Below are 12222 nucleotides of genomic sequence, written 5' to 3'. Positions count from 1 at the left end.
ATGGAGGACGAGGAGGAGCCCGTCGTCCTGGACGACCCGGGGCGCATGAAGGCGCTGAGCCACCCGCTGCGGCGCCGCATCCTGCACCGGCTGCGGATGCACGGCCCCGCGACGTCCACGACGATCGGCGAGGCGCTCGGCGCCAACACCGGCACGACCAGCTACCACCTGCGCCAGCTGGAGAGGTACGGGTTCATCGAGGAGATCCCGGAGCGTTCGGGCGGCCGGGAGCGCTGGTGGCGCCGGACCGAGGGGCACCGCGACGTCCGCGCGCCCCACCCCGGCTCCCTGCGGCCCGAGGACCGGCCGGTTCTGGCCGAGCTGATGCGGATCGGCCACGCCGAGGACATCGGGCTGCTCGCCGGTCTTCCGGCGGCCTACGAGCGGGACCCGGCGTGGGCGCGGCTGTCGCGGGGGTTCGCCCACATGACCGAGGAGGGCCTGGCCGAGTTCTTCGAGGCCTACATCCGCCTGCTGCACGAGCACGCCCACCGCCGGGAGGACGCGCCGCCGGGCGCGCGGCCCGTCCACATCCGCCTGTTCACCCTCCCCGCGGAAGACGACTGAGCCTGCCCGGGGCTTACGATCGCTGGATGGGCGGTGTCTACGCGATCAGCGACCTGCACGTGGGGTTCCCCGATAACCGCGCGTTCGTCGAGGGGCTGCGGCCCGCGTCCGAGGACGACTGGCTGATCGTGGCGGGCGACGTCGCCGAGCAGTTCGCCGACGTCGAGTGGACGCTGCGCACCCTCGCCGGGAGATTCGCCACCGTGCTGTGGGTGCCCGGCAACCACGAGCTGTGGACCGTCAAGGGCGACCCCGTCCAACTGCGCGGCGAGGCCCGCTACCGCCGGCTCGTCGACATGTGCCGCGGCCTGGGCGTGCTGACCCCCGAGGACCCCTACCCCGTCTGGGACGGTCCCGGCGGCGCCGTCACGATCGCGCCGCTGTTCATCCTGTACGACTACACGTTCCGGCCGGACGGGACCTCCACCAAGGAGGAGGCCCTCAAGGTCGCGCACGAGGCGGGCGTCGTGTGCACCGACGAGGTCTACCTGCACCCCGACCCGCATCCCAGCCGGGACGCCTGGTGCGACGCGAGGATCGCCTACACCGAGCGGCGCCTGTCGGCGCTGGACCCCGGGACGAGGACCGTCCTGGTCAACCACTGGCCGCTCGTCCGCGAGCCCACCCGCGTCCTCTGGTACCCCGAGTTCGCCCAGTGGTGCGGCACCGAGCGCACCGCGGACTGGCACAGCCGGTTCGGGGCGGTGTCGGTCGTGTACGGGCACCTGCACATCCCCCGGACGATCTGGACCGGCGACGTCCCGCACATCGAGGTGTCGGTGGGCTACCCGCGCGAGTGGCGGCGCCGGGCCGACGCGCCGCGCGGCCCCCGCCGCGTCCTGCCCGAGCCCGAGACGTCCTGACCGGGGCCCGGTCCTAGCGCCTCCCGCCCGGCGCCACACCTTCGGCGGCGAGCGAGAGCAGCCGGCCCGCGGTCTCAGGGTCCCGCTCGGCGACCGTCGCGATCGCGCCCGCGAGCCCCACGACGTCGCCGAACGCCGCGCCGGCGGGCGCGTCCCCGGCCCGCTGCGCGCGGGCGAGGAGCGCCTCGCCCGCCTCGAGCATGGCCGTGCGGGAGCCCGAGGGCCCGGGCAGGGGGTCGCGCAGCGACACCGCCGCCGAGGCCGCCAGCCCCGGGAACGCCGTGACCTCCGAGATGAACGCCCGCAGCCAGGACAGCAGGGCCTCGCCGGGGGAGGGGGAGTCCAGCAGGTCGCGCGCGGAGGCCGCCAGCCCGTCGTAGACGTCGGCGAGGAGGGCCTCCAGGAGGTCCTGGCGGGTGGGGAAGTGGCGGTAGAGCGTTCCGATGCCGACGCCCGCGAGCCGCGCGACGCCCTCCAGGGAGGCGCCCGCCCCGCCGCGCTGGAACGTCTCCCGCGCCGCGGCGAGCAGCCGCGCGCGGTTGCGCCGCACGTCGGCCCGCACCGCGCGCGGCTTCGGCGTGTCGTCGCTGGTCACCTGGGTCGTCGATCCTTCCGGCGGTGGAGCTGGCCTGCGGCGGTCGGAGGGATCCGCGGCTTTTGGAACGGTCCTTCGATCCTATCCGCGCCGCCGCCGCGCCCCGGCGCCGGGATGCGCCCTGACCAGCCCGGGCCCGCCGCGCACCGGGCGCGGCGGGCCCGTCGGCGCCCGCCCGGGCGCCGCTCCGGCCGGGTCAGGCCTTGCCCGGCGACACCGGGAGGTGCAGGCGGCCGCCGGCGGCCCTGAACTCCTCGGCCTTCTCCCGCATCCCGGCCGCGATGGCCTCCTCGTCGCCCAGGCCGCGCTCCGCCGCGTACCGGCGCACGTCCCGTGTGATCTTCATGGAGCAGAAGTGCGGCCCGCACATCGAGCAGAAGTGCGCGGTCTTCGCCGGCGCCGCCGGGAGCGTCGCGTCATGGAAGGCGCGGGCGGTGCCCGGGTCGAGGGACAGCTCGAACTGGTCCTCCCAGCGGAAGTCGAAGCGCGCCTCCGACAGCGCGTCGTCCCACGCCTGCGCGCCCGGGTGGCCCTTGGCGAGGTCGGCGGCGTGCGCGGCGATCTTGTAGGCGATCACGCCGGCCTTGACGTCCTCGCGGTCCGGCAGCCCGAGGTGCTCCTTCGGCGTGACGTAGCAGAGCATCGCGGTGCCGTGCCAGCCGATCATCGCGGCGCCGATCGCCGAGGTGATGTGGTCGTGGCCGGGCGCGATGTCGGTGGTCAGCGGCCCGAGCGTGTAGAACGGCGCCCCGTCGCACCACTCCTGCTGGAGGTCCACGTTCTCCTTGATCTTGTGCATCGGGACGTGCCCGGGCCCCTCGTTCATCACCTGGGTGCCGAACCGCGCGGCGGTCCGCGTCAGCTCGCCCTGGGTGCGCAGCTCGGCGAACTGGGCCTCGTCGTTGGCGTCCGCGATGCAGCCGGGGCGCAGGCCGTCCCCGAGCGACCAGGTCACGTCGTAGGCGGCGAAGATCTCGCACAGCTCCTCGAAGCGGGTGTAGAGGAAGTTCTCCTCGTGGTGCGCCAGGCACCACGCCGCCATGATCGACCCGCCCCGCGAGACGATCCCCGTCTTGCGCCGCGCCGTGAGCGGCACGTGGGACAGCAGCACCCCGGCGTGGACGGTCATGTAGTCCACGCCCTGCTCCGCCTGCTCGACCACGGTGTCCCGGAAGACCTCGTAGGTGAGCTCCGCGGGGTCGCCGCCGACCTTCTCCACCGCCTGGTAGAGCGGGACGGTCCCCACGGGCACGGGCGAGTTGCGCAGGATCCACTCGCGCGTGGTGTGGATGTCCCGGCCGGTCGACAGGTCCATGATCGTGTCGGCGCCCCAGCGGGTCGCCCACGTCATCTTCTCGACCTCCTCCTCGACCGAGGACGCGACGGCCGAGTTGCCGATGTTGGCGTTGACCTTGACGAGGAAGGCCCGCCCGATGACCATCGGCTCGATCTCGGGGTGGTTGACGTTGGCGGGCAGCACCGCGCGCCCCGCGGCGAGCTCGGCCCGGACGAACTCCGGTGCCACGCCCTCGCGCAGCGCGGCGAACTCCATCTCCGGCGTGATCTCTCCGCGCAGCGCGTAGGCGCGCTGGGTGACCGCTCCGCCGGTGCCGCGGCGCGGCCGCCGGGGAAGGCAGTCCTCCCCGTCGGCCTCCGGGAGGCCCTGCACCGGAGCGTGCGCCGCGCTCCCGGGGAACGCGGCGGGCGAGGACCGGCGGCCGTCGTCCTCGGGGCGCGCCGCCCGCCCCTCGTACGGGACGGTGTCGCCGCGCTCGGCGATCCAGGACTCCCGCAGCGGCGCCAGGCCCCTGCGCACGTCGGTGTCCTGCTCGGGGTCGGTGTACGGCCCGGACGTGTCGTACAGGACGACGGCGTCGCCGTTGGTCAGCGGCACCTCCCGCATCGGCACCCGGATCTCCGGGCGCGAGCCCTGGAGGTAGGTCTTGCGGGCGGCTGGAACCACAGGTTCGGTCATCACGACTCGATCTCTCCCTACGCCGGCATTACCCGGTCAGGTTCATGCGGTCAGCGGCCGTCCCAGCCGCTATCTCAGCCCGGTTCGCCGGACCCCCGCGATCTGTCGCCCCCGACGTTAGCCCCCACCGCCCCCGTTGCCGCAACCGCCGTCCGCGGGTTGGAACGCGCCCGCGCGGAACTCCTGCGATGATCACGTCATGCCCCACGTCGACACGGATCTGACGCTCACACCGGTCGGGCACGTCTCCTCGCCTCTCACCGACCGCGCGGCGGCGCCGAGGCAGGGGAGCGAAGGCGCGCCCGAGGCGTGGCTGGTCTTCGAACCGGCCTACCACGCCGCCCTCGACGGCCTGCGCCCGGGCGACCGGATCATCGTGCTCACCTGGCTGCACCAGGCGTCGCGCGAGGTGCTGCGGACCCGGCCGCGCGACGACCCGGCCAACCCCGAGACCGGCGTGTTCGCGACCCGCTCGCCGGACCGGCCGAATCCGGTCGGCCTGCATCCGGTGGAGATCCTCCAGGTCACCGGACGCCGGCTGCGCGTCGGCGGCATGGAGGCCGTGGACGGGACCCCCATCCTGGACGTCAAGCCCGTCCTCGGCTCCCCTCCGGGCGCCTAGCGGCGTCCGGGCCGGCGGTCGGGGCGGACCGCGACCGGCAGCGCGAGGGCCAGGGTGCGGAGCGGGTCCGGGGCGGACGGCGACCGCTCCAGCCGCACGCCGCCCCCGTCCTCGGTCCGCAGCGCGGCCGAGCGCCGCCCGTCGACGCCGGTGACGACGTGGCCGCCGCCGCTCTCGCGGGTGCTGCCGAGCAGCATGCCGCCGGCGGTGTGGAAGGACGGCTCGCGCAGGCCGCGCATGAACCCGAGCGGGCGGCCGGCGGCGTCGAGGACGCGCACGCGGTCGCGGCCCGGCAGCCGGGACGGGCCCCGGACGACCAGCAGCGCGGCGGCGTGGGGGTCGCGCAGCACGACGGTCCGGCGGCCGCGCCGGCGGCAGGCGACGGCGAGGACCGCGCCGCCGCTGCCGTCGCGGTAGCGGCCCCCGCCGTCCACGACGATCTGGGGGGCGCGGCCCAGGGCGCCCGCCGCGGGAGGCGGGACCTCCCCGCCCTCGTCGTCGACGACGCGCCAGTCGGCGCCGAGGGCTCCGGTGGCCGCGGCCCGCGCGGCATCGAGCCATCCGGGGGGCAGCGACCGGCCTCTGAGCAGCGTGACCGCCCTCCCGTCGACCTCGGCGACGGCATCGAGGCCCGGTGCCCGCTCCGGATCGACCCACAGCGTCCACACCGGGTCGGCGACCGGCCACCTGATCCCCACCGCGTCCACCGCCGACGCCGGGACGCGCGCCTCCCGCCCGCCGCGGCGGAGCGCCACCTCCTTCGCGTCCATGGTCACGACGAGGCGGGTCTGGTGGAGCCGGCCGGCCCACAGGGCGGCGGCCAGGGCTGCCAGCAGGCAGGCGCCGCCGCAGGCGGGCAGGATCCGGCGGGCCTTCTCCGGCTCCCAGATCCCGGCGCCGTAGCGGGCCGCCAGGAGGGCGGCCGCGCCGGTCGCCAGGGCGGCGAGCAGGACGCGCAGCGGCCCGCGGTAGGCCCGCGCGCCGAGCGTCATCCGGAGTCCGGGCGGGGGGACGGCAGGCGGGGGGACGGACAACTGTCGGCCCTTCGTGACGGGGTTTGCAGAACTATAGGGCGGCCCCCGCCCCGGCAGTGGGGATCCGCCGCTGAAGATCGTTCGTCCGGGGCGCCCTGACCGCCGCTGTCAAGCACCCGCGAAGCGCGGACGCCCCCAGGGGGCTTTCCACCCCTTACCGATAGGGTCAGGATCAAGGGGACCAGGGGAGGCGAGCGCGTCGGTGAGCACTTTGCAGGAGGCCCCGCAGGACCGGATCTTCACGTTGCCCAACATCTTGAGCCTCGCCCGGCTCCTCGGCGTGCCGCTGTTCCTGTGGCTCGTCCTGGTGGAGGCGGACTGGTGGGCGCTCGGCCTGCTGGTCTTCGCGGGCCTGTCGGACTGGCTGGACGGCAAGCTCGCCCGCGCGCTGAACCAGACGAGCAGGCTCGGCATGGTGCTCGACCCGGCGGCCGACCGCCTCTACATCCTGGCGACGCTCGTCGGGCTCACCATCCGCGACATCATCCCGCTGTGGCTGGTGCTGGTGCTCGTCGCCCGCGAGGTGTCGATCCTGCCGATCGCGCCGATCATGCGGCGGCTCGGGTACGGCGCCACGCTGCCCGTCCACTTCATCGGCAAGGCCGCGACGATGTGCCTGCTGTACTCCTTCCCGCTCCTGCTGCTCGGCGACCACGGCGGCGGCGCGGCGACCGCGGCGAGGGTCATCGGGTGGGCCTTCGCGGGCTGGGGGACGGGCCTGTACTGGTGGGCGGCCGTCCTCTACTGGGTGCAGACGCGGCAGCTGGTGCTGGCGGGCCGCGGCTCGCCGCCCCCGGCCGCCGGGCCCGGCGCGGACGGCCCGGGCGCCCGGCCGCCGGCCGGCGACCAGAAGGGAGCTGAGACCCCCCGATGAAGGCCGTCGTGATGGCGGGAGGCGAGGGGACGCGGCTGCGTCCGATGACCGCCAACCAGCCCAAGCCCCTGCTGCCACTCGTCAACCGGCCGATCATGGAGCACGTGCTGCGGCTGCTGAAGCGGCACGGGTTCAGCGAGACCGTCGTCACCGTGCAGTTCCTGGCCGCGCTGATCCGCAACTACTTCGGCGACGGCGAGGAGCTCGGCATGTCGCTGAGCTACGCGACCGAGGAGGTGCCGCTCGGCACCGCCGGCAGCGTCAAGAACGCCGAGGAGGCGCTGCGCGACGACCGCTTCCTGGTGATCTCGGGGGACGCGCTCACCGACATCGACCTGACCGACATGGTCCGGTTCCACGAGGAGAACGACGCGCTGGTCACCATCGGCCTGAAGCGCGTCCCGAACCCCCTGGAGTTCGGGATCATCATCGTGGACGACGAGGGCCGCGTGCAGCGGTTCCTGGAGAAGCCCACGTGGGGCCAGGTGTTCTCCGACACCGTCAACACCGGCATCTACGTGATGGAGCCGGAGGTGCTGGAGCACGTCGCGGAGGGCGAGCCGGTCGACTGGTCCGGCGACGTCTTCCCGAAGCTCCTCGCCGAGGGTGCCCGCCTGTTCGGGTACGTGGCCGACTGCTACTGGGAGGACGTCGGCACCCACGAGAGCTACCTCAAGGCGCAGGCCGACATGCTCTCGGGGCAGGTCGGCATCGACCTGGACGGCTTCGAGGTGTCGCCCGGCGTGTGGGTCGCCGAGGGCGCGGAGGTGGACGCCGAGGCCGTCCTGAAGGGCCCGCTCTACATCGGCGACTACGCGAAGGTCGAGGCGGGCGTCGAGCTGCGCGAGTTCACCGTCCTCGGCAGCAACGTCGTCGTGAAGGAGGGCGCGTTCCTGCACCGCGCCATCGTCCACGACAACGTGTTCGTGGCGCCGTCGACGAACCTGCGGGGCTGCGTCGTCGGCAAGAACACCGACATCATGGCGGGCGCCCGCGTCGAGGAGGGCGCCGTCATCGGGGACGAGTGCGTCATCGAGGCAGAGGCGTACGTGTCCAGCGGCGTGAAGGTGTACCCGTTCAAGACCATCGAGGCCGGCGCCGTCGTCAACACCAGCGTGATCTGGGAGTCGCGGGGGCAGCGCAACCTGTTCGGGCCGCGCGGCGTGTCCGGCCTGGTCAACGTGGAGATCACCCCGGAGCTGGCGGTGCGGCTCGCCAGCGCCTACGCGACGACCCTGAAGAAGGGCACGACCGTCGTCACCGGGCGGGACGTCTCCCGCGCGGCCCGCACCCTGAAGCGCGCCGTGAACAGCGCGCTGACCGCCAGCGCCATCAACGTCCAGGACCTGGAGGCGACGCCGCTGACCGTCGCCCGGTTCGAGACCGGCCGCGAGGACAGCGTCGGCGGGATCTACATCCGCACCACGCTCGGCGATCCGCAGGGCGTCGACATCCTGTTCCTGGACGCGGGCGGCGCCGACCTCTCCCAGGGGGCCCAGCGCAAGCTGGAGCGCGTCTTCGGCAGGCAGGAGTACCGCCGCGCGTTCCCCGGCGAGATCGCCGAGCTGACCTACCCGCCGCGCGTCGTGGAGACCTACACCCGCGACCTGCTGCGCCGCGTCGACATCCGCGGCGTCCGCGAGGCGGGGCTGAAGATCGTCCTGGACTGCGCCGGCGGGGTGGCCTCGCTGGTCCTGCCGAACCTGCTCGGCAAGGTCGGCGTGGAGGTCCTCACCCGCAACGCCGGCCTGGACGAGGCCAACCCGACCGAGACGCTCGCCGAGCGGATGCGCGACCTGGAGCGGCTCGGCGAGCTGGTGTCGTCGTCGCGGGCCGCGTTCGGCGTCCGGTTCGACCCGGTGGGGGAGCGGATCTCCCTGGTGGACGAGAACGGCGAGCTGGTCGGCGACGACCGGGCGCTGCTGGTGATGCTGGACCTGGTCGCGGCCGAGCGGCGGGGCGGCAAGGTGGCGCTGCCGGTGACGACGACGCGGGTCGCCGAGCAGGTGTGCCGGTTCCACGGCGTGCAGGTCGAGTGGACCTCCACGTCCCAGGACGTGCTGACCAAGGCGGCCGCGCAGCCGAGCGTGGTCTTCGCGGGGGACGGGCGCGGCGGGTTCCTGATGCCCGAGTTCAGCGGCACCGTGGACGGGATCGCGGCGTTCGTCCGGCTCGTCGGGCTGGTCGCGCGGACGCGGCTGACGCTGTCGCAGATCGACCGCCGCATCCCCGACGCGCACCTGCTGCGCCGCTCCGTCCCGACGCCGTGGGCGGCCAAGGGCAGCGTGATGCGCCACGTCGTGGAGGCCGCGGGGGGCCGGACGATCGACACCACCGACGGCGTGCGGGTGGTCGAGGGCGACGGCCGGTGGGTCCTCGTCCTGCCCGACCCCGCGGAGGCGGTGACGCACCTGTGGGCGGAGGGGCCGGACGCCGACGCCGCGCAGGCGCTCCTGGCGGAGTGGGCCGTGGTCGTCGAGCGGGCGGGCTCCTGAGGGCGCTCAGCAGCGCTCGCGGGGCCTGAGCCCGGACCGGTCCGGTTCCCGGTCGGCGTACGCGGCGTCCAGGAACCCGGCGAGGCGCTCCACGTCGGCGACGTTGGAGACGAGGCCGAGGGACGCCCGGACCGCGCCGCCGCTCGGCAGCCCGAGCACGCCGAGGTAGTCGTCGAGGGCGGGCGTCCGCAGGTTCGCGGTGCGGCGCAGGGCGCGCTCGGGGATCTCGAACGCGCCCTCGCCCGCGCCGGGGTTGCAGAAGCAGCCCGTCCGGACCGAGATGCCGGCGGCGGCGGTGTCGCGGGCGACGATCCGCTCGTCCACGACCGCGCCGCGCCGGTCGAGCACGTTGAACGCGACGGTGCCGCCGCGCCGGTCGCCGTCCGGCGGGCCGTACACCCGGACCAGGGGGGAGCCGTCGGCGTGGCGCAGTACGGCGAGGCGGCGCAGGAGCAGCGAGGTCAGGCACGCGACGCGGCGGTGGACGAGGTCGATCCCGACGTCCTCGATCCAGTGGACGCCGAACTCCACGTCGGGGATGGACAGGAAGTTCAGGGTGCCGTCCTCGAACGCCGTCTCGTCGGGCGCGAGCACGTGCCAGCCGCCGAGCGCGCTGACCGCCTGGATCGTTCCGCCCGCGAACCAGGGGCGGCGCAGCCGGGCGAGGGCCTCCCGGCGGGCGACCAGGCTGCCCACGCCGGTCGGGTACCCGAAGACCTTGTACCAGCTCACCGGGACGAAGTCGGCCCGGACCCGGCTCAGGTCGAGGCGGTTCGAGGGCGCGAAGGCCGCCGCGTCCAGCAGCACGTCGTAGCCGTGCGCGTGGGCGAGGCCGACCCAGTCCAGCGGATGCTGGACGCCGCTGAAGTTGCTCTGCGCGGGGAACGCCAGCAGCCCGCCGCGCCCGCCCAGCGCCGCCGCGAGCTCGGCTTCGCGGACGCGCAGGCCGGGCCCGCGGACGGGCACGTGGGCGACCTCGGCGCCGCGCGCCCTGGCGAACTCCCTGATCCCGTTGACCGAGTTGTGGTTGTCGCCGGTGAGGACGAGGCGGCGGCCGCGGCCGAACGGGTAGGCCTCCCCGACGAGGCGGCACGCCCCGGTGGCGTTCTGGGTGAACACCACCGCGTACTCCTCGGGGGAGGCGTTGAAGAACGCCAGGACCGCGCGCCGCGCCCGCTCGACGAGCGCCGTGGACGCGCTGGAGGTCGGGTTCTCCGAGTGCGGGTTGCCGTAGCAGTGCCCGGCGAGGCGCTCGGCGTGCGCGCGGATCTGCGCGGCGGCGGCGACGCCCGAGCCGGTGTAGTCCAGGTAGGTGTGCTCGTCCAGGTGAGCGTACTCGGCGGCTCGCAGCTCGTCCAGGCGGCGCGTCCCGGCGTAGCCGGGCATGACGTCGGCGTTGAAACCGGATGAGATTCTCACAGAGCTCCCCCGCCTACAAAAGCCGCATCCTTCACTAAACGGTCCAAAATCCCCAAGAGGGATGCAAGGGCGCCGGGGTGGCCTTAAATGGCCCGGGGAGGAGGGTTTCTATGTCCTGCGGGTGAGGACCAGGCAGGCTCCCGCGAGGAACAGCGCCGCGAACCCGCCCAGCACCGCCCAGTCCACGGCCACCGGCCGCGAGAAGGTGTCGCCGTACGAGGCGAGCAGGGGCGGGCCCAGCGGCGAGCGGCCGGACGCCCAGAGCCCCTCCACCCCCAGGCTGTGCCCGAGCCCCTCGAAGGCCCACCGGTTGGACATGGCGCAGCTGAGCCACCGTCCGGGCGCCGCCATCACCGGGACGGGCAGGATCGCGCCCACGAACAGCACCTGGGGGAAGCACAGCATCGGCAGCGCCATCGTGGCCTGGGCCGGATCGGTGACCGACGCCGAGACGAGGAGACCCAGCGCCAGCGCCGCCGCCGAGCACAGCATCAGCGTGACGAACAGCTCCCCGTAGGTCCCCCACCCCGTCGCGGGCAGCCGGTCCAGGGCCCGCAGGGCACCGAGCATCAGCGCATCCACCACGGCCAGCAGCGGCAGCAGGACCGCGGCCTTCGCCAGGACGTACGGCCCGATCCGCAGTCCGGTGAGCCGCTCCCTCCGCAGCACGGGCAGCTCGGTGCAGATCTGCAGCAGCCCGTAGGTCAGGCCGAAGAAGAACCCGCCGAACGCGATCCAGAAGAGGATCATCACCGTCGCGCCCGGGCTCGGGGACTCCGGCGCGAACGCCCCCGGGCGGAACAGCACCGCGAACATCGCCAGCACCATGAGCGGCGACCCGGCCAGAACGGCGAGGGTGAGCCGGTTGCGGGTGAGCAGGTCCAGGTCGCGCCGGGCGAGCAGGGCCCACTGGCGCAGCGCGCCGATCCCCGGCCCGGCCGCCGGCGGCGCGGACGCGCCGAACCGGCCCCGCCACTCGTGCGCCTCCCCGCCCCCCAGGCGCAGGTAGATGTCCTCGACGCGGTCCGCCCGGAACCGCTCGCGGGCCTCGTCCGGCTCGCCGTAGAACACGAGCGACCCGTCCTGGGCGAGGACGGCGACCCGGTCGCACACGAGCACGTCCGGCGGGTGGTGCGTGGTGAGCACCACCGTCGTCCCCGCGTCCGCGAGGCCGCGCAGCAGCCGCATCAGGTCGGCCGCCGTCGCCGGGTCGAGCCCGGACGTGGGCTCGTCGAGGAAGAACACGCGCGGCCGCGTCAGGAGCTCGACCGCGATGCTGGCCCGCTTGCGCTCGCCGCCGCTGAGCGACCCGACGCGCTGCCCCGCCCGGCCGGTGAGCGCCAGCGCCTCCAGCACGTCGTCCACGGCGCGCTCGGCGCGCTCCGGCGGCGTCCCCGCCGGCAGCCTGAGCCCGGCCGCGTACCGCAGCGTGCGCCGCAGCGGCATCTCCGGATGCACGATGTCGTCTTGCGGGACGTAGCCGAGCGAGCCCGCGGCCGGAGCGCCCCCGCCGCCGTCGTACCTGATCTCGCCCTCGGCGGGCGGCCGGACGCCCGCGATGGCGTCCAGGAGGGTGGTCTTGCCCGCGCCGCTGCCGCCGATGATCGCCACCAGCTCCCCGGCGCCGATCGACAGCGACACCTCCCGCAGCGTCCGCCGCCCCCCGGCCGCGCGCTGCCCCACCTCGCGGACCTCGATCATCTGTCCTCCCGCCGGACGACCCCACCCCGACGATGGACGATCTTCCGGTGCGCGTCCAGCGGCCGGGGCGCGGCGGC

At 74.6% G+C, this 12222-nt stretch carries 10 protein-coding genes and 1 riboswitch; of the genes, 5 read left to right on the top strand and 5 right to left on the bottom strand.

Annotated features, from left to right (window positions below):
* Together FKD65_RS02045 and FKD65_RS02040 are read left to right on the top strand one after the other, a co-directional pair.
* Entirely contained in the window at positions 1-567 is a 567-nt protein-coding gene (locus FKD65_RS02045; RefSeq protein ID WP_205718514.1) for a winged helix-turn-helix domain-containing protein, read from the top strand.
* 26 nt (positions 568-593) lie between these two features.
* Entirely contained in the window at positions 594-1430 is an 837-nt protein-coding gene (locus FKD65_RS02040; RefSeq protein ID WP_141575717.1) for a metallophosphoesterase, read from the top strand.
* Between the two features lie 13 nt (positions 1431-1443).
* On the opposite strand, the gene FKD65_RS02035 is transcribed toward FKD65_RS02040, so the two are convergent.
* Complete coding sequence (locus FKD65_RS02035; protein ID WP_205718513.1) at positions 1444-2025, bottom strand: TetR/AcrR family transcriptional regulator; 582 nt, start codon at positions 2023-2025, stop codon at positions 1444-1446.
* Positions 2026-2221: 196 nt separating this feature from the next.
* The gene (gene thiC / locus FKD65_RS02030; RefSeq protein ID WP_141575715.1) at positions 2222-4000 is read right to left on the bottom strand and encodes a phosphomethylpyrimidine synthase ThiC; all 1779 of its coding nucleotides are present in this window, start codon (positions 3998-4000) and stop codon (positions 2222-2224) included.
* Positions 3998-4109: riboswitch (TPP riboswitch) on the bottom strand. Its footprint overlaps the gene before it by 3 nt.
* A 90-nt stretch (positions 4110-4199) precedes the next feature.
* On the opposite strand from thiC, the gene tsaA reads away from it, so the two are divergent.
* Positions 4200-4622: a tRNA (N6-threonylcarbamoyladenosine(37)-N6)-methyltransferase TrmO gene (gene tsaA, locus FKD65_RS02025; protein ID WP_141575713.1), complete on the top strand. Its 423-nt coding sequence runs from the start codon at positions 4200-4202 to the stop codon at positions 4620-4622.
* On the opposite strand, the gene FKD65_RS02020 is transcribed toward tsaA, so the two are convergent.
* Positions 4619-5614, bottom strand: a complete 996-nt coding sequence (locus tag FKD65_RS02020) for a hypothetical protein (protein ID WP_141575711.1) — start codon at positions 5612-5614, stop codon at positions 4619-4621. The genes tsaA and FKD65_RS02020 overlap by 4 nt on opposite strands.
* Before the next feature lie 244 nt (positions 5615-5858).
* Here FKD65_RS02020 and FKD65_RS02015 point away from each other — a divergent pair, with 244 nt between their 5' ends.
* Positions 5859-6530 carry a CDP-alcohol phosphatidyltransferase family protein gene (locus FKD65_RS02015; protein WP_240809936.1) on the top strand — a complete coding sequence of 224 codons (672 nt, stop codon included), beginning with the start codon at positions 5859-5861 and terminating at the stop codon, positions 6528-6530.
* Complete coding sequence (locus FKD65_RS02010; RefSeq protein WP_141575709.1) at positions 6527-9025, top strand: mannose-1-phosphate guanyltransferase; 2499 nt, start codon at positions 6527-6529, stop codon at positions 9023-9025. Before FKD65_RS02015 ends, FKD65_RS02010 begins: the two co-directional genes overlap by 4 nt.
* A gap of 6 nt (positions 9026-9031) precedes the next feature.
* Here the strand turns inward: FKD65_RS02010 and FKD65_RS02005 are convergent, their stop codons facing one another.
* Complete coding sequence (locus FKD65_RS02005) at positions 9032-10444, bottom strand: aminotransferase class V-fold PLP-dependent enzyme (protein WP_240809935.1); 1413 nt, start codon at positions 10442-10444, stop codon at positions 9032-9034.
* 108 nt (positions 10445-10552) lie between these two features.
* Entirely contained in the window at positions 10553-12145 is a 1593-nt protein-coding gene (locus FKD65_RS02000; RefSeq protein ID WP_141575707.1) for an ATP-binding cassette domain-containing protein, read from the bottom strand.
* Positions 12146-12222 lie beyond the last annotated feature (77 nt).

It is taken from the genome of Actinomadura sp. WMMA1423 (genome assembly GCF_006547145.1).
Classification (GTDB): domain Bacteria; phylum Actinomycetota; class Actinomycetes; order Streptosporangiales; family Streptosporangiaceae; genus Spirillospora.
Note: the sequence above shows the minus strand (reverse complement) of the source record. Positions and strands in the feature narration are given on the sequence as shown.